This is a genomic window from Microbacterium sp. E-13 (assembly GCF_049912955.1).
Classification (GTDB): domain Bacteria; phylum Actinomycetota; class Actinomycetes; order Actinomycetales; family Microbacteriaceae; genus Microbacterium.
In genome coordinates this window covers 3,966,859-3,992,856 of record NZ_CP183973.1, presented here as the reverse complement: position 1 = coordinate 3,992,856, position 25,998 = coordinate 3,966,859, and the positions used below count along the sequence as shown (strand labels likewise).

Here is a 25,998-nt window from a genome sequence, read left to right as displayed (position 1 = left end):
TCAGTGGGCGGTGCGCACCCCGACGAGGTCGTGCACGAGCACGGCGGCGGATCGGGCACCCTGGCCCGCGGCGACGATGAGCTGCTGCGGACCGGGGGATGCGGCATCCCCTGCCGCATACAGGCCCGGCACCGACGTGCGTCCCGAGCGGTCGGTGACCAGGTTGCCGAACCGGTCGCGCTCCAGGTCGATGCCGCCGAGGAAGTCGAGCACCGGGTGCCACTGCGGGCGCACGAAGCCGCCGTCGATCGCGATGCGGGTGCCGTCGGCGAGGCGCACGGCCGACACGGCGCCCTTGTCGCCCTCGAGGTCGTCGATGACGCGACGCTCGACGACGATCCCGGATGCTGCGAGCTCGGCCTCTTCGACCGTGTCCACGGCCTCCGACCCGTTGGTGAACACCGTGAGCCGGTCGGTCCAGCGGGCGATGAGGCGGGCGCGCGCGGCGAGATCGGAGGTCTCGCCGATCAGGGCGAGCGGGCGGTCCTGCAGCTCCCATGCGTCGCACGCGGCGCAGCTGAACATCGTCATGCCGTAGAACGCGCGGAGGCTCGGGATGTCGGGGAGGGTCTCGCGAAGGCCTGTGGCGATCAGCACGGAGCGGGCGGCCACGGCGGGCGGGGTTCCCGCGCGCCGGCCGTGCAGCGCGGCGATGAACCGGAGGCCGCCCTCGCCAGGCTGTTCGATGAGCGCCGACGCGACGGTGCGGTCGAGCACGCGCACGTTCGGGTAGGCCGCGAGCTCCGCCCGGGCGAGCTTGCGGAGCTCGAGCGGCGACACTCCGTCACGGGTGAGGAACCCGTGCGAGCGCAGCGTGGCGGCGTTGCGCGGGCGGCCTGCGTCGACCAGGACGACCGAGGCGCGGGCGCGTCCGAGGTTCAGCGCGGCCGACAGTCCGGCCGGGCCGCCGCCGACGATGACGACGTCGACCTCGGTGCTGTCTGCCGCTGTTCCCCTGTCACGATCTGCGGCCGCCGGCGACACATCGTGACGGGGGAGCGGGTTGCGATCAGTCATGCCCGTCTCCTTGAGGAGGAAGCGCTGCGATCACCGGGTGGTCCTTGGCGATCACGCCGGTCTTGGCGGCACCACCGGGCGAGCCGATGTCGTCGAAGAACTCGACGTTCGCCTTGTAGTAGTCCTGCCACTCGTCGGGCAGGTCGTCCTCGTAGTAGATCGCCTCGACCGGGCACACCGGCTCGCACGCACCGCAGTCGACGCACTCGTCGGGGTGGATGTACAGCGACCGGTCACCCTCGTAGATGCAGTCCACGGGGCACTCGTCGATGCAGGCGCGGTCCTTGACGTCCACGCAGGGAAGGGCGATCACATACGTCACGGGACGAGCGCTCCCCGCGAGATGCGCACCTGCTCGTCGCGCGGAACGACCTTGACGCGTTCCCGCGTGTGCAGGTGGTTCGCGCCCAGCTCGCGCTCGTGGGCGTCGAGGGCGAGCCAGCCGTCCCACGTCGTGTACGCGACGTCGCGCTCGTCGAGCAGGTCGAGCACATCGCCTTCCACGACCGGTGCCGACAGGCGCCCCGCCTCGACGTCCGAGACGAGGTGCGCGATGGTCTCCATCGCGTCGGACTTGGTGTGGCCGATGAGACCGACCGGTCCGCGCTTGATCCAGCCCGTCGCGTAGAGGCCGGCGATCACGGGCGCGTCGGGGTCACCGGTGGCGCCGGCATCCGTCACCCGTCCCTCGACGTTGGAGACCACGCCGGCCTTCTCGTCGAACGGGGCATCGATCACGGGCGTGCCGTAGTAGCCGACCGCGCGGTAGACCTGCTGCACCGGGTACTCGCGGAACTCGCCGGTGCCCCGCACGCCGCCGTCGCCGGAGGGCTCGGTGCGCTCGAAGCGCAGGCCCTCGACCTCGCCCTCGCCCAGAACCGCGACGGGCGAGTGGTAGAAGTGCAGGTGAAGGCGCCGGCTCGCACCCGTGGACTCGCGCGTGCGCCAGCTCTCCAGAATGCGGAGCATCACCTTGAGCTGGTTGTTCGCCGGCGTGAAGCCCTCGAGGTAGGCGAAGTCCTCGTCGCTCACGACGATGTCGACGTCGGGCACCTCGCCGAGCTCGCGCAGCTCGATCGGCGTGAACTTGATGTCAGCGGGGCCGCGGCGGCCGAACACGTGCACGTCGGTGACGGCGGACGCCTCGAGGCCCGCGAGCACGTTGTCGGCGATCTCGGTCGAGCGCAGGTCGACGGCGTGCTTGGCGAGGATGCGGGCGACGTCGAGCGCGACGTTGCCGTTGCCGATGACCGCGACCTCGCGCTTGTCGAGCGACCACGACGTCGGCACGTCGGGGTGGCCGTCGAACCAGGCCACGAAGTCGGCCGCGCCGTACGAGCCGGGCAGGTCGATGCCGGGGATGTCGAGCGCGGCGTCGCGGATCGCGCCGGTGGCGAGGATGACGGCGTCGTACCGCTCCTGCAGCTCGTCGATGGAGAGGTCGCGTCCGACCTCGACGTTGCCGATGAACCGCGTGGTGCCGGCATCCAGCATCTCGTGCAGCGAGTTGACGATGCCCTTGATGCGGGGATGGTCGGGCGCGACGCCGTAGCGGATCAGGCCGTAGGGCGCCGGCAGCGACTCGAACAGGTCGATCGCGACGGATCCCCCGGCGTCCGCCACGGAGTTGGTGAGGATGTTGCCCGCGTAGATGCCGGCCGGGCCCGCGCCGACGATCGCGACGCGGAGGTTCTGGAGGTGGGACGAGGTCACGGGGTGCGGGCCTTCCGGGGAGCGAGCGGGTCGTAGTTCGAGAGTTCGAGGGTCGCGAGGCCGGCGGGCGCGTACGGGCTCAGCCGCACCACGTCGCCGACCACCACGACGGCGGGGGAGCGGATGCCTCGCTCCGCGGCCTGGTGCGCGATCGTCGCGAGCGTGCCGACCGTGACGCGCTGGCGGGGTCCGTACCCGTCCTCGACGACGACGACGGGGCAGTCCGCGCCGCGCGCGCCGCGGGCCAGCGTGATCGCGGAGTTCGCGAGCGTGCCGATGCCCATCAGCAGCACCACCGTGTGGTCGCGGCCGCCGCCGAGGGACTCGATCTGGTCGTGGGCGGTGGCGACGGTGAAGGCGGTCGCGACACCGCGGTGGGTGAGCGGGATGCCCGCGATGGCGGGCACCGAGATGGCGCTGGTGATGCCGGGCACGACCTCGACGACCACTCCCGCTTCCTGGCACGCGTGCAGTTCCTCGCCACCGCGGCCGAACACGTACGGGTCGCCGCCCTTGAGGCGCACGACCGTCTTGCCGTCGTGGGCGAGCCGCACGAGCAGGGCGTTGATGGCGTCCTGCGGCACGGCGTGGTGGCCCGGCATCTTGCCGACGTCGACGACCTCGGCCCCCAGCTGCACCCCGTCGGCGGCGAGGCCGTCGAGCACGGCGCGGGCGCCGAGGCGGTCGGCGACGATGACGTCGGCGGCCTCCAGGGCGCGCAGGCCCGTGACCGTGAGGAGTCCGGCGTCGCCGGGTCCCGCCCCCACGAGCCACACCTTGCCGGTCGCGGTCATCGCGCACCTCCCGTGATGAGCAGTCCCCGGCGCTTCAGCATCCGTCGCTCCAGGGGTCCGAAGAAGACCAGCTCGATGAGGATGCCGACGGCCAGGATGAGGATGATCGTGGCGAGGACGCCGGCCATGTCGGCGAGCTCCCGCGACTGATCGAGCATCGACCCCAGGCCGAAGCCGATGGAGCCGCCGGTCGCGATGATCTCCGCGGCCATGAGCGACCGCCACGAGAACGCCCAGCCCTGCTTGAGCCCGGCGAGGTAGCCCGGGAGGGCGGCGGGCAGGACGACGGCCGTCGCCAGCTGCCAGCGCGAGGCGCCGAGAACCGTGCCGACCCGGCGCAGCTGCGGGGGCACCTGGTCGATGCCGGCGATCAGGCCGTTGACGATCGACGGGATGGCGCCCATGAGGATCACGAAGTACACGGTCGCATCCGACAGGCCGAACCAGATGATGGCGGCGGGCACCCACGCGACCGACGGCAGCACCTGCAGCCCCGAGATGATCGGACCGGCTGCGCGGCGGATGGGGCGCACCTCGGCCAGCAGCAGGCCGATCGGCGTGCCCACGACGATCGCGATGAGGAACCCGACGATGCCACGCTCGAGGCTCGTCGCGACGGCCTCCTGCAGGCGCCCGGTCTCCCACGCGAGGCCCAGGGCGTTCCAGACGTCGAGGGGGCTCGGGACCTTGTCGGGCCGCGGGTCGGCGATGACGACGTACAGCTGCCACGCGACGATGAGGACGATGACGAAGACGATCGGCGGCACGACGCTCTGGGCGAAGCGGCGCCAGCGGCTGGGGCCGGCATCCGCGTCGGTCTGCAGGCGGTCGAGACCGGTGGAGAGGCTGCGGAGATCGTCGGGAAGGGCGACGGGCTCGGCGCCCTGGCGAAGGGCGGTGGGGGTCTCAAGCGGCATTTCGGCGGATCTCCTTGCGCAGCTGCTCGGTGATCTCCACCGAGAGGGCGGCGACCTCGGGCGACTCGATGCGCCGCCCCGTGGTCTTCGCGATCTGCCACTGCTGCACGATGCGGCCGGGACGACTGCCCATCAGCACCACGCGCTGGCCCAGCCGCGCCGCCTCGCGCACGTTGTGCGTGACGAAGACGATCGTGCGCCCGGTGGCGCGCCACACGCGCTCGAGCTCCTCGTGGAGCAGGTCGCGGGTGATGGCGTCGAGGGCGGCGAACGGCTCGTCCATGAGGAGCACGGGCCGGTCCTGCGCCAGAGCCCGCGCGAGCGCCACGCGCTGGCGCATGCCGCCCGAGAGCTCGTGCGGGCGCTTGTCGGCGGCATCCGCCAGATTCACGGCATCCAGCAGCGAGAGCGCCTTCTCCCGGCGCTCGCCGCGGGGCACGCCGCGGAGGCGGAGGGCGAGCTCGACGTTCCTGCGGGCGGTGAGCCAGGGCATGAGCGCCGACTCCTGGAACATGACCGCCGAGCCCTCGTCGGGCGTCTCGATGCGGCCGGCGCTCGGACGGTCGAGGCCGGCGATGAGGTTGAGAAGCGTCGACTTGCCGCAGCCCGAGGCGCCGAGGAGGCAGACGAACTCGCCGGGGGCGATGTCGAGCGACACGTCATCGAGCACCACCGGGCCCTTGCCGAAGCGCTTGGACACGGCGTCGATGCGCACGGCGGGCGCGGCCGCCGGAGCGGGGGCCGGCACCGGCGTCACGCTGTCGAAGCTGGGGGCCAGCGGGTTCGACGTGCCGGAGGTGGCCGCTGCGGAGGCGGCGGCCGGCGCGACAGCGGCCTTCCGGCCCGGTGCGGTGCTCATGTTCAGTCCTCGCTCGGTGTCGCCGCGGAGTCGCGCACGATGCCGGCGGCGAGCGTCGCGCCGTCAGCGGGATGGATCACGAGGAACGAGCCCCCGTGGCGGCTGGCGCGGTACGGCTCCAGCGGCAGATCGGCCGCCAGCCGCAGCCGCACGCGGCCGATGTCGTTGGTCTGGAGCGTCTGCGCGGGCACGTGCACCAGGGCGTCGAGGTCGTACCGCGACTCGATCTGCGCCACGATCGCCTGAACCGTCGCGGTGCCGTGCTTGACGAGCACGCGGATGCCGGGAGTCAGGGCCCGCGCGTCGAGCTGGAACAGCTCCGCCTCGAACTCGCGGCGAGCCGCGGGCAGCGTGCCCTCGGCGACGACGAGCGCACCGCGCGCGGTGTCGATCTCGTCCTCGAACTCGAGCGAGACGGACTGGGGAGCCGTGGCCCCGCCGACCTCTGCGCCCGCGGAACGGATGCCGGTGACCGTGGTGGCACGGCCGGCGGGGAAGATCTCCACCCGGTCGCCCACGCGCACGACGCCGCTCGAGATGCGGCCGGCGACGGCGCGGTAGTCCCGCAGGCGCTCGGCCTCACCGGGGTCGATGCCGGGCGCGAGCCCGCCCTGCGGCCGCAGCACGAGCTGCACGGGGAGCCGCAGCGGCTCGACGTCCTGCTCCAGCTGGTCGGCGGCGGGCAGGGTCTCGAGCAGCTCGAGGAGGGCCGGCCCGCCGTACCAGGGGGTCCGCTCCGACCGGTCGACGATGTTGTCGCCCTCGAGCGCCGACACGGGGATGACGTGCAGGTCGTCGATGCCGAGCTCGGCCGCGACGGTCGCCGCCTGCGCGGTGACGTCGGCGAAGGTCTCCTGCGCGAAGCCCACGAGGTCGATCTTGTTGACCGCGACGATCACGTGCGGCACCCGGAGCAGCGCGACGACCGCGAGGTGCCGCTTCGTCTGCTCGACGACGCCCTTGCGTGCGTCGACCAGCACCACGACGGCGTCAGCGGTGGTGGCGCCGGTGACCATGTTGCGCGTGTACTGCACGTGGCCGGGGCAGTCCGCGAGGATGAACGACCGGGCGCCCGTCGAGAAGTAGCGATACGCGACGTCGATCGTGATGCCCTGCTCCCGTTCCGCCCGCAGGCCGTCGGTGAGGAGGGCGAAGTCGAAGTCGCCGTGCGCGAAGCCCCGGTCGGCGGACGTGCGGGCGACCTGCTCGAGCTGGTCGGCGAGGATCGCCTTCGAGTCGTGCAGCAGGCGGCCGACCAGCGTCGACTTGCCGTCGTCGACCGAGCCGGCCGTCGCGAACCGGAACAGCGTGGGCTGGGCGGTGAGGGTCGCGGTCATCAGAAGTACCCGTCCTTCTTGCGGTCCTCCATGGCCGCCTCGCTGAGGCGGTCGTCGGCGCGCGTGGCACCGCGTTCGGTCAGGGTCGAGACGGCGACCTCCGCGACGATGGCGGCCAGGTCCGCGGCATCCGATTCCACCGCTCCGGTGCAGCTCATGTCGCCCACCGTGCGGTAGCGCACCGTGCGGCGCTCGACGGTCTCGGTCTCGCGCGGAGGCGAGAACGGGCCGACCGGGCGCCACATGCCGTCGCGGGCGTACACGTCGCGCTCGTGCGCGAAGTACAGCGGCGGCAGGGCGATGCCCTCGCGCTCGATGTAGCGCCAGACGTCGAGTTCGGTCCAGTTCGAGATCGGGAAGGCGCGCACGTGCTGTCCCGGCGTGTGACGCCCGTTGTACAGGCTCCACAGCTCGGGTCGCTGGTTGCGAGGATCCCACTGGCCGAACTCGTCGCGCAGCGAGATGATGCGCTCCTTGGCGCGGGCCTTGTCTTCGTCGCGACGGGCCCCGCCGAACACGGCGTCGTGGCGGCCGGCGGCGATGGCGTCGAGGAGCGGCAGCGTCTGCAGCGGGTTGCGCGTGCCGTCGGCGCGCTCCTGCAGGCGGCCGTCGTCGATGTAGTCCTGCACGCGGGCCACTTCGAGACGGATGCCGAGACGCTCGACGGTCTCGTCGCGGAAGGCGATGACCTCCGGGAAGTTGTGACCCGTGTCGACGTGCAGCACGGGGAAGGGCACCCGGCCGGGGGCGAACGCCTTCGTCGCCAGGTGCAGCACGACGACGGAGTCCTTGCCGCCGGAGAACAGCAGAACCGGCCGCTCGAACTCGGCGACCACCTCGCGGATGACGTGGATGGCCTCGGCCTCGAGCAGGTCGAGCGTCGAGAGGCCGGCGGCCGTCACCCCGGAATCGGAGATCTGCGCAGAATCGGAAGCTCCGGCGCGATCGGCCCGATCCGCGGAAGATCTCCGACCCTCTGGCGCGAGGGGCGCTGTGGGAGCCGCGGCGGTGTTCGAGAGGGTCATTCGTGGAGCCCGCATTCGATCTTCGAGGAGCCGGCCCAGCGGCCGGATCGGGGGTCTTCGCCGGGCGCGACCGGCTTCGTGCACGGCTCGCAGCCGATCGAGGGGTAGCCGAACCCGACGAGCAGGTTCACCGGGGCCTTGTGCGCGGCGGCGTACGCGAGCACGTCGTCGAAGCTCCAGGCGGCGACCGGATTGACCTTGACGAGGCCGTTGCGCTCGTCCCACGTCACGAGAGGCGTGTTCGTGCGGGTGGGCGCCTCGTCGCGGCGCACGCCCGTGAACCACACCTCGTACCCGCCGAGCGCGCTCTGCAGGGGCGCGACCTTGCGGCGCGCGCAGCAGAGACTCGCATCGCGCTCGAACAGCTTCGCGCCGAACTCGGCGTCCTGCTCCGGCACGGTCTGGTCGGGGGTGATGTCGACGATCCGCACGTCGAGGGCACGCTGCACCTCGTCGCGGGTCGCGTACGTCTCGGTGAAGTGGTACCCGGTGTCGAGGAACAGCACGTCGACGCCGGGAAGCTGCTCGGCGACGAGGTGGGGGAGCGCGGCGTCGGCCATCGAGCAGGCCACGGCGGCGGAGGTCATCGAGAAGTTGCGTGCGACCCACGCGACGACCTCGGCGGCGGATGCCTCGTGGTCGGTGAGGCTGCCCAGCTCGAGGTTGCCGCGCTCGGCGAGCGCGCGGAGCTCTTCGTGCGTGCGCTTCAGGGCGACGCGGGGTGCGAGTGAGACAGTCACTGGAGGGCCTCCTCTTCTGCGCGGTGCGCCCACTGGGCGAACGTCTCGCCGGAGGCGGCGTCGCGGTCCGCGAGGAAGCGGGTCACGACGCGCTCGACGTAGTCGGCGATGCCGTCGGCGGCCACCTTGAGTCCGCGGACGGTGCGGCCGAGGCCCGGCTCGTCGCGGTCCTGTGAGGCGAGACCCCCGCCGAGGTGCACCTGGTAGCCGGGCACCTGCTCGCCGTCGATCGTGACGAGCTGACCCTTGAGGCCGATGTCGGCGGTCTGGATCCGTGCGCACGAGTTGGGGCAGCCGTTGACGTGGAGGGAGATCGGATGCGGCAGCTCGAAGCCCTTGAGTCGCTCTTCGAGGTCGATGACGGCCGCCGTCGCGTTGACCTTGGTCTCGACGATGGCGAGCTTGCAGAATTCGATGCCGGTGCACGCGATCGTGCCGCGGCGGATGAGGCTCGGGCGCGCCTGCAGCCCGAGCGCGTCGAGCTCGCCCACGAGCGGCTCGACGTTCCCGGCGGGCACGTCGAGGATCACCAGCTTCTGGTGCGGGGTGGTGCGCAGACGCGTGGATCCGTGCGCCTCGATCACGTCGGCGAGCTTCGACAGGGTCGGGCCCGAGACGCGGCCGACGATCGGCGTGACGCCGACGTAGAAGCGGCCGTCCTTCTGCTCGTGCACGCCGATGTGGTCGCCGGGAGTGAGCGGCTTGGGGGCCGCGGGCCCGTCGGGCAGCTCGTAGCCGAGGTACTCGTCCTGCAGCACCTGGCGGAACTTCTCCGTGCCCCATTCCGCGAGCAGGAACTTCAGGCGCGCCTTGTTGCGCAGGCGCCGGTAGCCGTAGTCGCGGAAGATCTGGGTGACGCCGTGCCAGGCATCCGCCACCTGGTCCGGTCGCACGAACGTGCCGAGGCGTTCGCCCAGACGCGGGGTGGTCGACAGGGCGCCGCCGACCCACAGGTCGTAGCCGATGCCCAGCTCGGGGTGCTCGACGGCCACGAAGGCCACGTCGTTGATCTCGTGCACGACGTCCTGGCTGGGGTGGCCCGTGATCGCGGACTTGAACTTGCGGGGCAGGTTCGCCAGCGTCTCGTCGCCGAGGAAGCGTGCCGTGATCTCCTGGATCTGCGGCGTCGGGTCGATGAGCTCGTCGGCGGCGATGCCCGCGACCGGGGATCCCAGGATCACGCGGGGCACGTCGCCGCACGCCTCGGTGGTCGAGAGGCCGACGGACTCGAGCCGGCGCCAGATCTCGGGGATGTCCTCGACGCGGATCCAGTGCAGCTGGATGTTCTGGCGGTCGGTGATGTCGGCGGAGCCGCGGCCGAACTCGGTGGAGATGCCGCCGATGACCCGGAGCTGCTCGGTGGTGAGCTGGCCGCCGTCGATGCGCACGCGCAGCATGAAGAACTCGTCCTCCAGCTCTTCGGGCGTGAGCGTGGCGGTGCGGCCGCCGTCGATGCCGGGCTTGCGCTGCGTGTAGAGACCCCACACGCGGAACCGGCCGTGGAGGTCGGTCGGGTCGATGGACGCGAAGCCGCCCTTCGAGTAGACGTTCTCGATGCGCTCGCGCACGCTCAGGCCGTTGTCGACCTGCTTCCACTCCTCGTTGCCGTTGAGCGGGGTCGTGCCGTCGATCTTCCACTGCCCGTTCGGCTTCGACGACGGGCGCGGCGGGCGCACGGCGGCGCGCGGGCGATCGGCCGCGGCGCGCGCGTCGGTGTCGTTGATGGTCACGAAAGCCTCCGGGGTGATACCGGGGCGTCCCCCGGGCGGACCCTATCGAGTCCTTCCCGTGAGGCTAGAAGCGAGACGCCCGCGGACCTATCCGGACGTCAAGGGGCGTTAACCGGCGTAACGGGGCGTCACACAGTTGCACGCGCCCCTCTCGTGCACTCGGCCCTGTCACTCCACCATCGCGTTGTAGCGATCGACCACGATCTCGACGAGTGCGGCCGGGGGCTCGTCGTCGCCCAGCAGCGGAGGTGCGACCGGGGAATCGCCGGCCATGCGCACGGCGAGGTCGTGGAAGTAGCCGGGCGCCAGCAGATAGTCCGCGACGATCACCCGCCCGGGCCCCGCGGGGGTCGCGCGGGCGACGGCGGTGTCGACGCGCGGGTCGGCGGCCGCGAGGAAGCCCACCGTGACCTCCCGGCCCAGCCGCGCGCCCAGCATCCGTCCGATCTCCCGGCAGTCCTCGTTGGCGCGGTCGTCGCTCGAGCCGGCGACCGCGAGCACGAGCGCGTCGTCGGGACCGGGTGAAAGAGGCTCGAGCCGTGCGAGGAGCGCGTCGACGAGCCGCGGGTCAGGCCCCAGCGCGGGGGCGATCACGACGCCGTCGCGCCCCGCCGTCTGCTGGATGAGATCGACGCGCACGTGATACCCGGCCGACAGCAGGAGCGGCACGATCACGACCGGCAGTCCCGCCGGGATCCGGTCGAGGGATGCCGCGACATCCGGCTGCTGCACGTCCACGTGTCCGAGGCGCACCGTGACGTCGGGGAGGCGCCGGGCCACCGCATCGACGAGCGCCACCACGGCCGCCTGCCCGGCGGGCGACGACGTGCCGTGCGAGATGGCGAGGAGTGCGGGGGCCGTGCTCACCCGCCCCATTGTGCCTCCCGTCTGTGACGCGCGTGTGACGCCGGCGTCGGTGTCCATGATCCTCGATTGAGGATCTGCGCCGAGATGAGGAGCGAAAAGGGGGCGTGGTTCCTCATCTCCGCGATGCACCTCGATTGAGGACGCGGCAAACGCCGAAGGGCGGTCCCGCCGTGCGCGGGACCGCCCTTCGGGGAGACGGATGCTGCGACTCACGCCGCGCCGGACTCCCGGCCTCGTGCGAACCCGGCGTCGAAACCGCGCTCGTACGCGCGCTGCGCGCGGTGTCCGCGTCCGCGACCGCCGTGGCCGTGGCGACCGCCGTGGCCGTGGGCCTCGTGGTCGTGGTGGCTGTGGCCGGCGTGCGGGTGATGGCCGGGGCATCCGTCATCGAACGGGTGGTCGGCGCGACCGCGCATCGGCTCGTCGAACCGTTCGGCCGGGTGACCGGGGCGCCCTGGACGGAAGCCGCGGTGCCGGTTGCCGCCGTGGAATCCGGGCTCGAACGGGCCCGGTCGCCCGCCGAAGCCCGGACCGAAGCCCGGACCGAAGCCCGGACCGAAGCCCGGACCGAAGCCCGGACGGCCCATCCCGCCGAAGCCGGCGCCGAAGCCGAGGCCGAAGCCGAGCTCGGCCCTGCTCTCGTCCCAGCCGAGTTCGCGGGCGATCGCCTCCAGCGAGGCGGTCAGCGCCGCATAGGCGTCGTCGTCGCCGATGGCGCTGGCCACCCGCGCGCGGATGCCGTCGACGATGCCGCCGATGCGCTCCTTCTCGGAGCGGCCCAGGTCGGTCAGAGTCCACGTTCCGTCGCCCTGCTGCGCCACCCAGCCGCGTTCCTCGAGGCCCCGCAGGCGCTTGCCCTTGCGAGCGAGCCGCTCGCGCAGCTCGGGAGCCTCGACGTCGCCCGAGAGCACGCCCAGGAGCATCCAGTCGCGGCGTCCGATGCCCTCGGACTCGAGCGCCTTCGCGAACTCCCGCGTGAGAAGCCCGTCGACCGCGCGCAGCCAGTAGCCCAGCGGGCGCCGGCCGGTGGGCTCGGCGGGCTCGGTGGGGTCGGTGGGGTCGGTGGGGTCGTCGTCGTGATCGTTCTGTTCGTTGTCGATGTCGTTCATGAGAAGTCCTTTCGAGAGGCGGCTCGAGTGGGCCGCCGCAGATACATGTCGAAGTGCATGTGTATGCAGTGTGACATGCATTTCGGATCCATGTCAAGTCGCATGTAAATTGGGATCCATGTCGTCCACCCCCGATCCGTCCGACGCCATCGCCGCTGCGCTCGCCCGACTGCGTGGTCGACGGATGCCGCGACCCCCCTGGGCGGACGGCGCGGGTCCGCACGGAGCAGGCCCCCACGCGCACGGGCACGCCGGTCCGCACGCGCATGGCGCGCACGCGCACGGCCACGCCGGCCACGACGACGACGGCGACGACTTCCGCGGCTTCGGCGGCCGCGGCGGCCGCGGGGGCCCGTGGGGAAGAGGCGGTCCTCCGCCGGGCTTCGGCGCACCTCCGTGGCTCGGCGCGGGCCGCATCGGCGGGCCGGCGCGCATGCGGATGCTCGAAGCGCTGGCCGCCGCATCCCATCCCCTCTCGGTGGGGGAGATCGCCGATGCCGTGGGCGTCGATCAGCCCCGGGCATCGCGGCTCGTGCAGCAGGCCGTCGAGCTCGACCTGGCGCGTCGCGAGGCCGACCCCGATGACGCCCGCCGCACACGCGTGGCGCTGACGGATGCGGGCACCCGACTGGTGCGGGGGTTCCGCGGTGAGCGGCGCGAGGCCATCGACGCCGCACTCGCCGCCTTCACCGACGAGGAGCGCGCCGACCTCGCACGCCTGCTCACGAAGCTGGCCGACTCCTGGCCCGGCGCCACCTGAACCCCGCCCTCCTCCCCCCTCCTCCCCCGCCCCCGCCCCGCTCTTCCGAGTCTCCAGTCGCCAAGACACGCCGGAACGCGGCACTGCCCTCCGGCGTGTCTTGGCGACTCGCGGGGGAACGGGGGCGGGGGTGAGTGGAGGGGGGAGGGAGGGAGGGAGGGAGGAGCTCAGAAGCTGGTGACGAGGTCTCCGAGCACCGCCTCCAGCTTGGTCGGGTCGGTCGCGTCGTAGTAGTGCGCGCCGGTCGCGCTCGAGATCGACTGGAGCGTCGCCACGTCGGCGTCGGCGCCGTACGCGAGCGTGAAGACCAGCACCGGCGTGGCGTGGTGCATGTCCTTGAGGTGCGTCAGCATCTCGTCCGCGCCGATCGTGGGGGCGTTCGGCGTGTCGTTCTCGCCGTCGCTGAGCAGCACGATCGCGTTGATGCGGTCGCTCGACCACGACGACGCCTGCTGCGCAGCCGCGGAGTCGACCGCCTGATAGAGCGGCGTGTCGCCCATCGAGCTGAGTCCGCCGAGCGCGCCGAGGAACCCGTCGCGCGAGCCGCCGATGTCGGCGACCGGCGACACGACGCCCGGCACCATCGCGCCGTCAGGGGCCTGCGCGAACGCGGCGAGGCCGACGTCGTCGCCTTCCGTGAAGTGCCCGAGCGCCGCCTCGACGGCCTTGCGCGCCTGCGTCAGCTTGGTGTCGCCGGCGGAGATCTGCTCGTCCATCGAGCCGGAGACGTCGAGGAGGAACAGCACGTTGGCGCGCTTGCGGACGTCGGGGAACGACGCCTGCACGGCAGTGACGACGTCCGACTCCGGGAAGGCGAGCGTGGCGGCCTGCTCGCCCTGCAGACGGCCGACCTCCTGCACGTTCTCGTCGAGCTCGCGGTTCAGATCGCGATAACCGGCGGTTCGCACGGCCGCCTGGCCCTGCGCGGTGTGCGCGAAGCGGATGAAGTCGGCGGCGGCCTCGGATTCGACCGGGTCGATCCAGGGGCCGGTGAGGCGCATCACGGGATTGTCGGCCGTGTAGGAGCCGTCCGACGGATAGATGGGCACGAGCTGCTCCGTCGGCGGGTCCCCCTGCGTACGGGTGATGCCGTCGCGGCTCGTGATGCCGCGGTTGTAATCCCACACCGACTTCTCGTCGACGATGACCGCCGAGAGGAAGTCGGCGGCGGATCCGGATGCCTCGGCCTGGCGCGCGTGCCAGAGGAAGTGCTCGGGCGTCGCCATGTAGTGGCTGGTTGCCGTCTCGTTCTCGTGCACCTGGGCCTGCACGTCGGCGTCTTCGACCTCGGCGGCGGTCAGGTCCTCGAGGGATCCGGCGGCGGTGCCGTACGACGCGAACATGGCCGCCTCGCCGGAGGTGGCCACGAGCGGGCTGGTCTTGCCGAGCTTGAACGCGCCCCACTCCGGGTGGCCGAGGCCGCTCCAGAGGTCGGGGTCGCCGGCGGACTCGAAGATCTCGGCCCACGTCGGGGACTCGGCATCCCATCCGATCGCCTCGGCGAGGTTCTCGGGCATCGCGAGCACGATGTCGGACTGTGCGACGCTCGCACCCTGGGCGCGCAGGTTGGTGGCACCGTGGGCCTGAGCGACGTCGACCCACGTGGTCGAGTCCGGCAGCCACACCGTGGGCTTCTGATCGTCGGCGAGGTGGGGGAAGCCGTCGGCGAGCACGTCGGCCGCCACCCCCGACTTGTCCTTGCTGGTGGTCACCGTGACGCACGAGCCCGCGACGTTCCGGGGCCGGCTGTTGTAGGCGGCGGCGAGGCTCTCGACCATCTCGGCGTTCTCGAACGACGACAGCACGTTGACGACGGCGCACGGCCCCGCGCCGGCCGACGCGGCGGGCTCGTCGTCGGGGAACACGATCGGCTCGGCCGCAGCCGGCGCCGCGGGAGCCGGGTTCTCGGCGGCGTCCGGCTGCGAGGCCGCCAGGTTCGACACGATCGCGTACGACACGGTGGCGATCGAGCCGAGGAGCACGACGATGCCGACGACCGTGCCCCACAGCACCATTTGGCGGCGTCGCTTGCGGCGACGCTCGCGACGCTCGTCGATCGCCGAGGGGTTCGTGGTCGGGGTGGAGAAGGTCGCCGAAGGGGTCGACGAGGCTATCGGGGGGTTCGTCTTCGGTTCGGAGGGCTGGCCCCGTCGGGGTCCAGGGACGTCCTCGTCGCCGCGCGTTCCATCGCGCATGAGCATCCTCAAGGGGGGTGCGGCCGGGAAGCCGCGGGCGGGGGGTCACCGGTCCCAGGCGTCCGGTGTGGCTAGAGCCTAACGTGAGAGCGGTTGCGAGACGAGGGCGAGAACGCCGTGAGATCACCGGGAGGCGGTGTTCAGCATCCCGATCAGAACCGCCGTCCACCAGGCGATTTGCGAAACGGCGGCGCTCCACAGGCACCACGCGCGGAGCTCGCGCGGAAGCGCGGAGAACCGCACGCGGCCGGGAAGGCGCTCGAGCTCATCCGTCAGGCGCGTCATGCCGACGCCGTTCATGGCGGCGACCAGCACGGCGATCATCTTGACGGCGGTGAGCGGCTGGCCGAGGTCGGGCTGCAGGAAGGCACCGGTCGCGAGCAGTCCGGCGATGCCGAGCCAGGCCAGTCCCGTGACGGTGCGCTCGACGCGGCGGACGTCTTCGAGGTGCGCGCGGCGCAGGGTCCAGAGCAGGCCGCTCATCTCGAGCAGCACCGCCGAGCCGAGCCCGACGATGACGGCCGCGAGGTGCCCGAAGAGCGCGGGCGCGTGCAGCCATTCGGGCGGGACGACGGACGTGCCGATCCACAGCGACATCAGCCACGCGAGCAGCACGCACCAGTAGGCCAGGGCCCGGCGGTGACGCGCGGAGCGTCGTTGCTCGATGAGTCGTCGGCGGACGGGCGAGATCGTCACGGAGCCCCTCGTGGTCGGCTGCTGCGCAGGCAAGCGCGCGCGGCCCCCCAGTCGCACGGGTGATCGGATCACCGCAAGCGAGACTACCTCGTGACGCGCTGCCGAAACCGGCGATCGCGCTCGTCGGCAAGCGCAGCGACTGCGGGTTTCGACAGCACGAGCGAAGACGGATGCCTCGGCCGCAGCATCCGTCGGATCTCAGCGCGCGATGTCGCGAGGCCTCACCTTCACCGGGAGGAGCAGCAGCAGACCGGCGAGCAGCACGATGACGATGCCCAGGATGCCGTAGTGGGTCGCGCCGAACCAGGCGATGAGGGCCGACCACAGCAGCGGCGACAGGAAGCTCATCACCCGGCCGGTGGTGGCGTAGAGGCCGAACACCTCGCCCTGCATCCCGGCCGGGGTGACACGCGCGAGGAGGGATCGGCTCGATGCCTGGGCGGGCCCGACCGCGGCCGAGAGCACGATGCCGCCCACCCAGAAGACGGGCTTGCCCCCCTCGCGCAGGAAGAAGACGAACAGCGCGCTCACGATGAGGATGGTGAGCGCGGTGATGATCACCGCGCGCGCCCCGAACCGGTCGTCCAGGCGGCCGGCGACGATCGTCGAGACGCCGGCGACGAGGTTGAGCGCGATGCCGAACGCGATGACCTCGGTCGCGCTGAAGCCGAACGAGACCGCGGCCAGCACGCCGCCGAAGGCGAACACGCCGGCCAGCCCGTCGCGGTAGACCGCGCTGGCGATGAGGAACCAGAAGGTCGGCCGGTGCTCGCGGAAGAGCGCCGCGATGTCGCGCACCAGCACGACGTACCCCTCGAAGAACCCGACCCTCCTGCGGCCCGGATCGGCCGGCGACTCGGGCACGAGGAACACGAAGGGGAGCGCGAACAGCACCGTCCACACCGCCGCGCCCACCGCGATGAGGCGGTACGCGAGGCCGTCCGACACGTCGAGGCCGAACCAGCCGAACGTGTTGAGCACGACGACGAGGGCGAGCGCCAGGATGCCGCCGATGTACCCGAGGCCCCAGCCCAGGCCGCTCACGCGGCCGATGGTCTTCGGCGTCGAGACCTGCACCAGCATCGCGTTGTAGTTGACGCCCGCGATCTCGGACGACACGGAGCCGAGGGCCACGAGGATCGCGCCGAGCCAGAAGAACTGCGGCTCGGAGTACACGAAGAACAGGGCGAACTGCAGCAGCGCGAGCACCGCGGTCGCGCCGACCACCCAGCGCTTCTTCGTGCCCGCCGCGTCGGCGCGCTGACCGAGCACCGGGGCCAGCAGAAGGATCAGGATGCCGGCGGCGAAGGTGACCCACCCGTACCACTCGGACAGATCGGCCAGGGAAGAGCAGTACTCCGTCGCCGCGTCGGCGGCCCGCGAGCACACCAGCTCGCCGTGGGCGTTCTGCGAGGCGACGCCCGCCGGGAGGAAGGCGTCGGACACGAGGTACAGCGACACGAAGACGAAGGTCAGGATCACCGAGTTGAACGGCTGCGTCGCCCAGTCCCAGAGCGCCCACGCGAACACCCGGCTGCGGGGCACCGGCGTCTCGTCGGGGGCGCCCGTGCTGAGGGCCGCGGTCGACAGGATCGGCTCGGCCGGCCGGCCGCCCTCGTCCGATCCGGAGGCGGGTGGGCTCATGTCGGTCATGCGGAGACCCTTCGATGTGCGGCTGCTGCGGATTCACCGTAGCGCCCGGAGCGGTCGTGATGGTTTGCTTCGTTCATGACAGGGGAATCCTCGCCGTCCGCTCCCTTCAACGGCCGCCTCGCGATCCTTCTCGCGATGGCCATGTTCGTGCTCGTCGTCGACACGTCGATCATGAACGTGTCGATCTCGGCCGTGGTGAACGAGCTGGGAACGACAGCGAGCGGCGTGCAGGGCGCCATCGCCCTCGAGGCCCTGGTCTCGGCCGCGTTCATCCTCATCGGCGGCAAGACCGGCGACCTCATCGGGCGCAAGCTCGCGTACATCCTGGGCCTCCTGGGCTACGCGGTGGGCGCGGTGGCGATGACGTTCGCGCAGAGCCTGACCGCCGTCATCATCTTCTGGGCGGTCATCGGCGGGGTCGGGGCATCCCTTCTCCTCCCGTCCATGCAGTCGCTCATCCACGGCAACTTCGAGGGGGCCCATCAGAAGCGCGTGTACGCGCTCGTCGGGGCCTCGGCCGCGATCGCCGCCGCCGTCGGGCCGCTGCTCGGCGGCTTCATCACGACGTTCTGGTCGTACCGCGTCGCCTTCGGCCTGGAGGCGGTCATCATCGCGGTGGTGCTCCTGGGCGCCGGCCTGGTGAAGGACGTCAAGTACACCGGCGACCGCTCCATCGACCTCGTGGGCGCGGCCCTGTCGGTGATCGGCATGGGCGGCGTGGTGCTCGGCATCCTGGTGTGGCAGGAGGGCGGGGGCTACGTCGGCCTGATCATCGGCCTGGGCGCGGTGGCGCTCGGCGGCCTGGCGTGGTGGCTCAACTCGCGCAAGAAGCGGGGAAAGCCGACCCTCCTCGATCCCGCGCTCTTCTCGTCGAAGCCGTTCCGAACCGGGGTGAGCGGGCAGCTGCTGCAGCAGATCGCCCTGGGCGGCACGATGATCGTGCTCCCGCTCTACCTGCAGATGGTCCTGGAGTACAACGCCCTCCAGGCGGGCCTGTCGATCGCCCCGCTGTCGCTCAGCATGTTCGTCGTCGCGATCTGGGCCGGCCGTCGAGGGAAGGGCCGCCCCGCGAACCTCATCCTCCTCGGGTTCTCACTCGCCGCGGTCGGGCTCATCGCCATCGTCCCGCTGGTGCCGGTCGCCGACAACGGCTGGTTCCTGACGGTCCCGCTCATCATCGCGGGCTCCGGCCTCGGGCTCCTCGTCTCTCAGCTCAACAACTACACGCTGTCGCCGATCTCCGACGAGCGCGTCAGCGAAGCGGCGGGCGTCAACTCCGCTGCGGGCTCGTTCGGCCTCTCGTTCGGCCTCGCGTTCGCGGGCGCGATCATGCTCGCCACCCTCGCCGCGTCGTTCACGTCGCTCGCCTACTCCTCGACGGTCCTGACCTCCGAGGAGCAGCAGCAGGTCGCCACCGTGCTCGAGGACGACGCCGAGCTCATGTCGAACACCGGCCTCGAGGAGCTGCTCGCCGACGAGTCGCCCGAGGCGTCCGCCGAGGTGATCCGCATCAACACCGAGGCGCGGCACATCGCCCTCCAGGTGGCGCTGCTGATCCCGATCCTCGCCGCCGTGCTGGGTGTGCTGAACGGGTTCCGCATGCGGCGCCTGCCCGACCCGAAGCCGAGCGAGGCGGTGGAGGGGATGCTGGGCGGCTGAGGACGCGAGGCTCGATCGAGACGGCTCACCACCCAGAGCGGATCCTCGGCAAGTTGAGCCATCTCGTATCAAGTTTGATTTGACGGATGCCGGAACCCGGGCGTATGGTTGAGCCATCGCGACTCAACCTCGTGTGCGAGTCGTGAGAAGACTTCCTGCAAACCCCGGGCGCCGGCATCCGTCCTGCGTCCATATGAAGGAGAGAAACACATGGCACGTGCTGTTGGAATCGACCTCGGTACGACCAACTCGGTCGTCAGCGTCCTGGAGGGCGGCGAGCCCAAGGTGATCGCGAACGCCGAGGGCTTCCGCACGACCCCCTCGGTCGTCGCATTCACCAAGGACGGCGAGGTGCTCGTCGGCGAGACCGCCAAGCGCCAGGCCGTCACCAACGTCGACCGCACCGTCTCGTCGGTCAAGCGCCACATGGGCACCGACTGGACGTTCGAGGTCGACGGCAAGAAGTGGACCCCGCAGGAGATCTCCGCGCGCATCCTCCAGAAGCTCAAGCGCGACGCGGAGCAGTACCTCGGCGACACGGTGACGGATGCCGTCATCACGGTTCCCGCGTACTTCAACGACGCCGAGCGCCAGGCCACCAAGGAGGCCGGTGAGATCGCCGGCCTGAACGTGCTGCGCATCATCAACGAGCCCACCGCCGCGGCTCTCGCCTACGGCCTCGACAAGGGCAAGGAGGACGAGCTCATCCTCGTCTTCGACCTCGGTGGCGGTACCTTCGACGTCTCGCTCCTCGAGGTGGGCAAGGACGACGACTTCTCGACCATCCAGGTGCGCGCCACCGCCGGTGACAACCGCCTCGGCGGCGACGACTGGGACCAGCGGGTCGTCGACTACCTGATCAAGCAGTTCAAGGACACCACCGGCGTCGACGTCTCGGGCGACAAGATCGCGCTGCAGCGCCTCAAGGAGGCCGCGGAGCAGGCGAAGAAGGAGCTCTCGAGCTCGACGAGCACCTCGGTGAACCTGCCGTACCTGTCGCTCACCGACTCGGGCCCCGTGTCGCTCTCGGAGACGCTCACGCGTGCCAAGTTCGAGGACCTCACCAAGGATCTCCTGGACCGCACGAAGAAGCCGTTCGAGGACGTCATCCGTGAGGCGGGCATCAAGGTGTCCGACATCGACCACGTCGTTCTCGTCGGCGGCTCGACCCGCATGCCCGCAGTGTCGGAGCTGGTGAAGAAGGAAACCGGCAAGGAGCCCAACAAGGGCGTGAACCCCGACGAGGTCGTCGCCGTCGGCGCCGCCCTGCAGGCCGGCGTCCTCAAGGGCGAGCGCAAGGACGTCCTCCTCATCGACGTGACCCCCCTGAGCCTCGGCATCGAGACCAAGGGCGGCATCATGACGAAGCTCATCGAGCGCAACACCGCCATCCCGACCAAGCGGTCCGAGACCTTCACGACCGCCGACGACAACCAGCCGTCGGTCGCGATCCAGGTCTTCCAGGGCGAGCGCGAGTTCACCCGCGACAACAAGCCGCTCGGCACCTTCGAGCTGACCGGCATCGCGCCGGCCCCGCGCGGCATCCCGCAGGTCGAAGTCACCTTCGACATCGACGCGAACGGCATCGTCCACGTGTCGGCGAAGGACAAGGGCACCGGCAAGGAGCAGTCGATGACCATCACCGGCGGCTCGTCGCTGCCGAAGGACGACATCGAGCGCATGGTGCGCGAGGCCGAGGAGCACGCGGCCGAAGACAAGAAGCGCCGCGAGGCCGCCGAGGTCCGCAACCAGGCCGAGACGCTCTCCTACTCCATCGAGAAGCTGATCAAGGAGAACGACGACAAGCTTCCCGAGGACGTCAAGAACGAGGTCCAGGCCGACGTCGACGCTCTGAAGACCGCGCTCGCGGGCGAGGACGACGACGCCGTGAAGACCGCGTTCGACAAGCTCAACCAGAGCCAGGGCAAGCTGGGCGAGGCGATCTACGCTTCCAGCCAGGCTGCGCAGGCGGCTCCGGATGCTGCAGCCGGCGACGCCGGCGAGGGCCAGGGCGAGACGACCTCCGACGAGGACGTCGTCGACGCCGAGGTCGTGGACGACGAGGATGAGAAGAAGTAACCATGGCGAACAAGGACCAGGGCCCGAACCCGGCGGAAGGCCCGGGCGACGGCGAAGAGGTCCGGCCTGAGGGTGAGGGGTCGGAGGCGAATGCCTCCGGCCCCGCGCCGCAGGACGGACAGGACGTCGCGGACGGCGACGAGCTCACGGTCGACGACATCCTGGGTGCCGAGCAGAGCGCCGAGGCCGCGGCCGAGGACGCCGTGCTCGCCGATCTCGAATCCCAGCTGCTGAACGACCTCAAGCGCCTGCAGGCCGAGTACGCCAATTACCGCCGGCGTACCGAGGAGCAGCGCGAGCTCGAGATCGAGCGCGCCCAGGGTGCGGTCGCCAAGGGCCTGCTCCCCGTGCTCGACGACCTCGACCGCGCCGACAAGCACGGCGACCTCGAAGAGGGATCACCGTTCGCGGCCATCGCCGTCAAGCTGCGCGGCGTCGCCGAGCGCATCGGTCTGACCACGTACGGCGCAGCCGGTGAGGTGTTCGACCCGCAGCAGCACGAGGCGATCGTCCAGGTGCCGACGCCGGGCGCGGCCGAGCCGACGATCCTCGAGGTCGTCGAGGTCGGCTACCGTCTCGGCTCGGTCGAGCTGCGCCCGGCGAAGGTCGTCGTCGCCGTTCCCGCCGAATAGCCACCGAAGGAGACTTATGGCCAGTCAGGACTGGTTCGACAAGGACTTCTACTCGGTGCTGGGCGTCTCCAAGGACGTCAGCGAGGCGGATCTCAAGAAGACGTATCGCAAGCTCGCGCGGAAGTATCACCCTGATTCCAACCAGGGCGATGCGGCTGCCGAGGCGAAGTTCAAAGAGGTCAGCGAGGCCTACTCGGTGCTCTCCGACCCGGAGCAGCGCAAGGAGTACGACCAGATCCGCGCGATGGGCTCGGGTGCCCGCTTCACGGCGGGCGGTCAGGGCGGGGCCGGCGGCTTCGAAGACGTCTTCTCGATGTTCAACCAGGGCCGCGGCGCGCGGTACCAGAACGCCGAGGACTTCGACGACATCTTCGCGATGTTCAACCAGCAGTCCGGAGGCACCGGCTTCGGGTCGGGGCGGTTCGGCCAGCCGAGCGGCGGCTTCCGCGGCTTCGGCGGCCCGACCCGCGGCGCCGACGTCACGGCGCGCACGACGATCGACTTCGTCACCGCGACCAAGGGCGAGACCATCACGCTCCAGGGCGAGGACGGCAAGCCCTTCAAGGTGAAGATCCCCGCAGGCGTCGCCGACGGGCAGAAGATCCGGTTGCGCGGGCGCGGGCGCCACTCGCCCGACGGGGGCGAGAACGGCGACATCGTCGTGCAGGTGGCCGTGCGGCCGCATCCCGTGTTCACGCGTGACGGGCTGAACCTCCGCGTCACCGTGCCGGTGACGTTCACCGAGGCGACCCTCGGCGCGACCATCGAGGTGCCCACGCTCGGTGGCGATCCCGTTCGGCTGCGCGTGGCGCCGGGTACGCCCTCGGGACGTGTGCTGCGTGTCAAGGGCCGTGGCGTCGAGACCGCGAAGGGCACAGGCGATCTCCTCGCCGAAGTGCAGGTGGCCGTGCCCTCCCACCTCGACGACGCCGCCCGCGAAGCGCTCGAGCGCTTCCAGAGCCTGGAGCCCAAAGAGAACCCGCGTGCCGACCTCATGACCAAGGCCCGCGGCTGACATGGTTGCCGAGAACAGGAGAACTGGCGGAGACAGGATGATCCCGCGTGAAGCGTCCTGCGCCGGCCAGATCTCCTGTTCCCGTCGGCGGTGAGGAGGTGAGGAGAATGACCGAGGACGAGATCGACGCGGATGCCCCGATCTTCGCCATCGCCGTCGCTGCCGAGTTGTCGGGCATGCACCCGCAGACCCTTCGTCAGTACGACCGACTGGGTCTCGTCGTGCCGGCCCGCACGCAGGGCGGTTCGCGCCGGTATTCGCTGCGGCACGTGGAGCAGCTGCGCGAGGTTGCCCGCATGTCGTCGGACGGCATCGGCCTGCCGGCGATCATGCGCATCCTCGAGCTCGAGAACCGCGTGCAGGAGCTGCACGGCCGCGTGCGCGACCTCGAGGAGCGCATGCGCGCCGAGCTCGAGAAGCGGCCGGGCGCCCGCGTGTTCGCGGCCGGTTCCACGGGCTCGGTCGTGACGCTGCGCCATGGCACCCGCGTCCGCCGCGCGACCGAGGTCGTGGTGTGGCGTCCCCGCACGCCCATCGACCGGTCCACCCCACCCGACGACCCCGACGCCCCCTGAGGCCGAGAGCGCACGACCTGCGGGGTTCGCAGCGTGGCGCTCGCCGTTCGTGCGCTTTCCCGGGCCGCCGGACGTCAGGCGGCGGCCTCCACCCCGCGGTGCCGGCGGAACAGCTGCCAGTCCGCCCGCGACAGGTCGGCGTAGGCGTAGGCCCATTCGAGGATCGCCTCGCCGGCGACCCGCCCGCCACCGACGTAGCCCGCGACCGACGCCGCGGAGGGGGACTGGCCGTGCGCCCGGGCCAGCGTCGCGGCGCAGGCGTCGGCGTACCAGAGGAACGCCTTGTCGTCGAGCGCGTCCATGTCGAACCCGCCCTTCTTGTCGCGGAACTGGCGAACGTAGAAGTCGCGCTGGGCGCCGTCGGTCGAGCGGCGCACGAACCCCAGGAAGGGGTCCGACACCGACTGCAGGATCCGCTGCATGCCGACGACGCGGCCCCCATCGCCGTGCTCGTCGATGAAGCGCGTCACGACCTGCGGCTGCTCGGCTTCGCCGTACTGGATCAGCACGCTCTGGCCCGCCTCCTTGCCCTGGAGGAGCAGCACGCCGTCGTCGCCGTCCTGCATCGAGACCACGAAGCATCTCGTTCCGACGCTGCCCACGCCCACGACGCGCAAGGCCATGTCCGACAGGCGGTACTTCTGCAGCAGCGCCCGGATGTCGATGTTGGCCGACTGCACGTACTGGTCGAAGACCCTGAGCACCCGCTCTTCCGACTCGGCGTCGACGTGGGTCATCGTCGGCGGGGACTCCAGGAAGACCACTCGGCCCTCCGCGTCGAGCTCCGTCATCTTCTTCGCCGCACGCGCACCGGTGCGCTTCTCGGCCTCCTTCACCGCGGCGTCGATGGCCGCGCGGATGTCGTCGTCCACGGCTCGCTCGGCGGCGATGGCGTCGAAGCGGTCGTAGTAGCGCTTGAGCGGGCTGCGCTTTGCGCCGGTGCCGATCGCCCGCGCGTACACGCGCACGGCGTCCAGCGACGCCTCCCGCACGACCTTGTCGTCGCGCCCCGTCGACTGCCCGGCGATGACGATGCTGGTGACCAGCCGCTTGACGTCCCACTCCCACGGCGCCCAGGCGGCCTCGTCGAAGTCGTTGAGGTCGAACACGAGCGTCCGCTGCGGGGAGGCGTAGAGCCCGAAGTTCGACACGTGGGCGTCACCGCACGACCCGACGGTCACGCCGCTGCTCGGCGACCTGCCCAGGTCGGCGGCCATGAGGGCCGCCGTTCCCCGGTAGAACGCGAAGGCGCTGGCGGCCATGCGCTCGGTTCGCAGGGGAACGAGCTCCGGCACGCGCTCGGCATCCTGCGCATCGAGGATCCCCATCGGGTCGCGGCTGTCGGTGGGCAGTTCGGCGAGCGCCTCGCGAGGGACGCGATCGCGCGCCGCACGGCCCTCGGCGACATGCTCCGCGTACGACGGCAGGGGGGTCCACGTGCGCCCGATTGGCGAGTCATCGGTCGTTGACATGGGCCCAGTGTGGCATTGGGTGGTGCCGGCTCGGAAGAGCGGTACCCTGACGCCGTGACCCGCGCTGCATCGCCCGCTCCGCCCCCGGCCCTGCCGCCGGGACTGCGGGTGCTGGTCGCGCTCGCGGCGGCGGTGGTGGTGCTCGCCGGGGTGTCCTTCGCGCGGAGCCTCGTCGGTCCTCTGGCGCTGGGGATCGTACTCGTCGTGATCTGCGAGCCGGTGCGCCGGCCGCTGGACCGGCGCGGATGGCCGCGGTGGGCCGGCACGACGGCGGTCATCCTCGTCGCCTACCTGGTTCTCGCCGTCATGGGACTGCTGCTGTGGGTGGCCGGCGTGCAGTTCGCCGGGCTCGTGTCGGACTACCTCGACCAGCTGCGCGGCAGCCTCGACGACGTCCTCGCCTGGATGCAGTCCGCCGGCCTCGATCAGGAGGCGACGGATGCCGTCTCCTCCGTCCTCGACCCGAAGGCGATCGTCGGAGTGGTGTCGAGTGTGGGCGGCACAGTGGTCGGCGTGCTCACCGCGCTCTTCTTCGTCGTCTCGTACATCATCTTCACGGCCGCCGACGCGGCGCGCTACCGTGACGCCGAGCGCGTGTTCGGCCCCGGTCGCCGGCCGGTGCTCGCCCGGATCCGACGCCTGAACACGGGCATCCGTCGCTACTACGTCGTCAACGCGTCGTTCGGGGCCGTGGTGGCGATCATCGACGGTGTCGCGTTGTGGGCGCTGGGCGTGCCCGCCCCGATCGTGTGGGCGGTGCTGGCCTTCGTCACGAACTTCATCCCGAACATCGGCTTCGTGCTCGGCCTCATCCCGCCCGCGGTGCTGGCCTTCGTGGTGGGCGGCTGGCCCCTCTTCCTCGCCGTCATCGCGATCTACTGCGTCGTCAACGTCGTGCTCCAGGTGCTCGTGCAGCCCAAGTTCGTCAGCGACGCGGTCGATCTCAGCCTGACCCTGAGCTTCTTCTCGGTCGTGTTCTGGACCTTCGTGATCGGCCCGCTCGGCGCGATCCTGTCGATTCCGCTCACGCTCTTCGTGCGAACGCTCCTGCTCGAGGGCGACCCCGGCTCACTGTGGCTGCGGTGGCTCTCGGGCGACCGGACGGCGACTCAGGCGTCCGCCGTCCCCGGCTCCCTCCCCGATTCGTGATCCAC

23 protein-coding genes are annotated in these 25,998 nt (G+C 71.1%); 7 read left to right on the top strand and 16 right to left on the bottom strand.

The genetic code is table 11. The annotated features are described in order from the left end of the window. The 12 genes from ACN9MP_RS18475 to ACN9MP_RS18420 form a co-directional block, all read right to left on the bottom strand. The gene (locus tag ACN9MP_RS18475; RefSeq protein WP_426322629.1) at positions 1 to 1,017 is read right to left on the bottom strand and encodes an NAD(P)/FAD-dependent oxidoreductase; all 1,017 of its coding nucleotides are present in this window, start codon (positions 1,015 to 1,017) and stop codon (positions 1 to 3) included. Then, on the bottom strand, positions 1,010 to 1,339 hold the full coding sequence (fdxA, locus tag ACN9MP_RS18470; protein ID WP_347977278.1) for a ferredoxin: 330 nt from the start codon (positions 1,337 to 1,339) through the stop codon (positions 1,010 to 1,012). The genes ACN9MP_RS18475 and fdxA overlap by 8 nt, the downstream gene beginning before the upstream one ends. Then, positions 1,336 to 2,730 carry an FAD-dependent oxidoreductase gene (locus tag ACN9MP_RS18465; protein WP_426322627.1) on the bottom strand — a complete coding sequence of 465 codons (1,395 nt, stop codon included), beginning with the start codon at positions 2,728 to 2,730 and terminating at the stop codon, positions 1,336 to 1,338. Before ACN9MP_RS18465 ends, fdxA begins: the two co-directional genes overlap by 4 nt. Then, the gene (cobA, locus tag ACN9MP_RS18460) at positions 2,727 to 3,524 is read right to left on the bottom strand and encodes a uroporphyrinogen-III C-methyltransferase (RefSeq protein WP_426322625.1); all 798 of its coding nucleotides are present in this window, start codon (positions 3,522 to 3,524) and stop codon (positions 2,727 to 2,729) included. Before cobA ends, ACN9MP_RS18465 begins: the two co-directional genes overlap by 4 nt. Beyond that, positions 3,521 to 4,441, bottom strand: coding sequence for an ABC transporter permease (locus ACN9MP_RS18455; RefSeq protein WP_426322623.1), 921 nt, complete (start codon positions 4,439 to 4,441; stop codon positions 3,521 to 3,523). Before ACN9MP_RS18455 ends, cobA begins: the two co-directional genes overlap by 4 nt. Further along, the gene (locus ACN9MP_RS18450; protein WP_426322621.1) at positions 4,431 to 5,300 is read right to left on the bottom strand and encodes an ABC transporter ATP-binding protein; all 870 of its coding nucleotides are present in this window, start codon (positions 5,298 to 5,300) and stop codon (positions 4,431 to 4,433) included. Before ACN9MP_RS18450 ends, ACN9MP_RS18455 begins: the two co-directional genes overlap by 11 nt. A gap of 2 nt (positions 5,301 to 5,302) precedes the next feature. After that, the gene (locus ACN9MP_RS18445) at positions 5,303 to 6,637 is read right to left on the bottom strand and encodes a sulfate adenylyltransferase subunit 1 (protein WP_426322620.1); all 1,335 of its coding nucleotides are present in this window, start codon (positions 6,635 to 6,637) and stop codon (positions 5,303 to 5,305) included. Continuing rightward, positions 6,637 to 7,662, bottom strand: a complete 1,026-nt coding sequence (gene cysD / locus ACN9MP_RS18440; RefSeq protein ID WP_426322618.1) for a sulfate adenylyltransferase subunit CysD — start codon at positions 7,660 to 7,662, stop codon at positions 6,637 to 6,639. The genes ACN9MP_RS18445 and cysD overlap by 1 nt, the downstream gene beginning before the upstream one ends. After that, positions 7,659 to 8,402: a phosphoadenylyl-sulfate reductase gene (locus tag ACN9MP_RS18435; protein WP_426322616.1), complete on the bottom strand. Its 744-nt coding sequence runs from the start codon at positions 8,400 to 8,402 to the stop codon at positions 7,659 to 7,661. Before ACN9MP_RS18435 ends, cysD begins: the two co-directional genes overlap by 4 nt. After that, positions 8,399 to 10,126: a nitrite/sulfite reductase gene (locus tag ACN9MP_RS18430; protein ID WP_426326123.1), complete on the bottom strand. Its 1,728-nt coding sequence runs from the start codon at positions 10,124 to 10,126 to the stop codon at positions 8,399 to 8,401. The genes ACN9MP_RS18435 and ACN9MP_RS18430 overlap by 4 nt, the downstream gene beginning before the upstream one ends. Positions 10,127 to 10,300: 174 nt before the next feature. Continuing rightward, positions 10,301 to 10,999, bottom strand: coding sequence for a sirohydrochlorin chelatase (locus tag ACN9MP_RS18425; protein ID WP_426322614.1), 699 nt, complete (start codon positions 10,997 to 10,999; stop codon positions 10,301 to 10,303). 209 nt (positions 11,000 to 11,208) lie between these two features. Continuing rightward, positions 11,209 to 12,108 carry a MarR family winged helix-turn-helix transcriptional regulator gene (locus ACN9MP_RS18420; RefSeq protein WP_426322612.1) on the bottom strand — a complete coding sequence of 300 codons (900 nt, stop codon included), beginning with the start codon at positions 12,106 to 12,108 and terminating at the stop codon, positions 11,209 to 11,211. A gap of 118 nt (positions 12,109 to 12,226) precedes the next feature. Here ACN9MP_RS18420 and ACN9MP_RS18415 point away from each other — a divergent pair, with 118 nt between their 5' ends. Then, positions 12,227 to 12,868 carry a MarR family winged helix-turn-helix transcriptional regulator gene (locus ACN9MP_RS18415; RefSeq protein WP_426322610.1) on the top strand — a complete coding sequence of 214 codons (642 nt, stop codon included), beginning with the start codon at positions 12,227 to 12,229 and terminating at the stop codon, positions 12,866 to 12,868. Positions 12,869 to 13,035: 167 nt separating this feature from the next. Here ACN9MP_RS18415 and ACN9MP_RS18410 read toward each other — a convergent pair whose 3' ends face one another. The 3 genes from ACN9MP_RS18410 to ACN9MP_RS18400 form a co-directional block, all read right to left on the bottom strand. Further along, positions 13,036 to 15,063, bottom strand: a complete 2,028-nt coding sequence (locus ACN9MP_RS18410) for a substrate-binding domain-containing protein (protein ID WP_426322608.1) — start codon at positions 15,061 to 15,063, stop codon at positions 13,036 to 13,038. Positions 15,064 to 15,186: 123 nt separating this feature from the next. After that, a complete protein-coding gene (locus ACN9MP_RS18405; protein ID WP_426322606.1) occupies positions 15,187 to 15,759 on the bottom strand; it encodes a hypothetical protein in 573 nt (190 codons plus the stop codon). 198 nt (positions 15,760 to 15,957) lie between these two features. Beyond that, positions 15,958 to 17,412, bottom strand: coding sequence for an MFS transporter (locus ACN9MP_RS18400; protein WP_426322604.1), 1,455 nt, complete (start codon positions 17,410 to 17,412; stop codon positions 15,958 to 15,960). 75 nt (positions 17,413 to 17,487) lie between these two features. On the opposite strand from ACN9MP_RS18400, the gene ACN9MP_RS18395 reads away from it, so the two are divergent. The 5 genes from ACN9MP_RS18395 (at position 17,488) to ACN9MP_RS18375 (ending at position 23,372) form a co-directional block, all read left to right on the top strand. After that, positions 17,488 to 19,071 (top strand): MFS transporter, encoded by a 1,584-nt coding sequence (locus ACN9MP_RS18395; protein ID WP_426322603.1) that lies wholly within the window; start codon positions 17,488 to 17,490, stop codon positions 19,069 to 19,071. A 210-nt stretch (positions 19,072 to 19,281) separates the two neighbouring features. Next, the gene (gene dnaK, locus ACN9MP_RS18390; protein ID WP_426322601.1) at positions 19,282 to 21,150 is read left to right on the top strand and encodes a molecular chaperone DnaK; all 1,869 of its coding nucleotides are present in this window, start codon (positions 19,282 to 19,284) and stop codon (positions 21,148 to 21,150) included. Positions 21,151 to 21,152: 2 nt separating this feature from the next. Continuing rightward, the gene (locus ACN9MP_RS18385; protein WP_426322600.1) at positions 21,153 to 21,782 is read left to right on the top strand and encodes a nucleotide exchange factor GrpE; all 630 of its coding nucleotides are present in this window, start codon (positions 21,153 to 21,155) and stop codon (positions 21,780 to 21,782) included. A gap of 16 nt (positions 21,783 to 21,798) precedes the next feature. Then, on the top strand, positions 21,799 to 22,797 hold the full coding sequence (locus tag ACN9MP_RS18380) for a DnaJ C-terminal domain-containing protein (protein ID WP_426322598.1): 999 nt from the start codon (positions 21,799 to 21,801) through the stop codon (positions 22,795 to 22,797). A gap of 107 nt (positions 22,798 to 22,904) precedes the next feature. Continuing rightward, positions 22,905 to 23,372, top strand: coding sequence for a heat shock protein transcriptional repressor HspR (locus tag ACN9MP_RS18375; RefSeq protein WP_426322596.1), 468 nt, complete (start codon positions 22,905 to 22,907; stop codon positions 23,370 to 23,372). Between the two features lie 74 nt (positions 23,373 to 23,446). Here ACN9MP_RS18375 and ACN9MP_RS18370 read toward each other — a convergent pair whose 3' ends face one another. Continuing rightward, positions 23,447 to 24,844: a DUF2252 domain-containing protein gene (locus ACN9MP_RS18370; RefSeq protein ID WP_426322595.1), complete on the bottom strand. Its 1,398-nt coding sequence runs from the start codon at positions 24,842 to 24,844 to the stop codon at positions 23,447 to 23,449. Between the two features lie 54 nt (positions 24,845 to 24,898). Between ACN9MP_RS18370 and ACN9MP_RS18365 the strand changes: the two genes are divergently transcribed. Beyond that, entirely contained in the window at positions 24,899 to 25,993 is a 1,095-nt protein-coding gene (locus ACN9MP_RS18365; RefSeq protein ID WP_426322593.1) for an AI-2E family transporter, read from the top strand. The last annotated feature ends 5 nt before the right edge of the window (positions 25,994 to 25,998 follow it).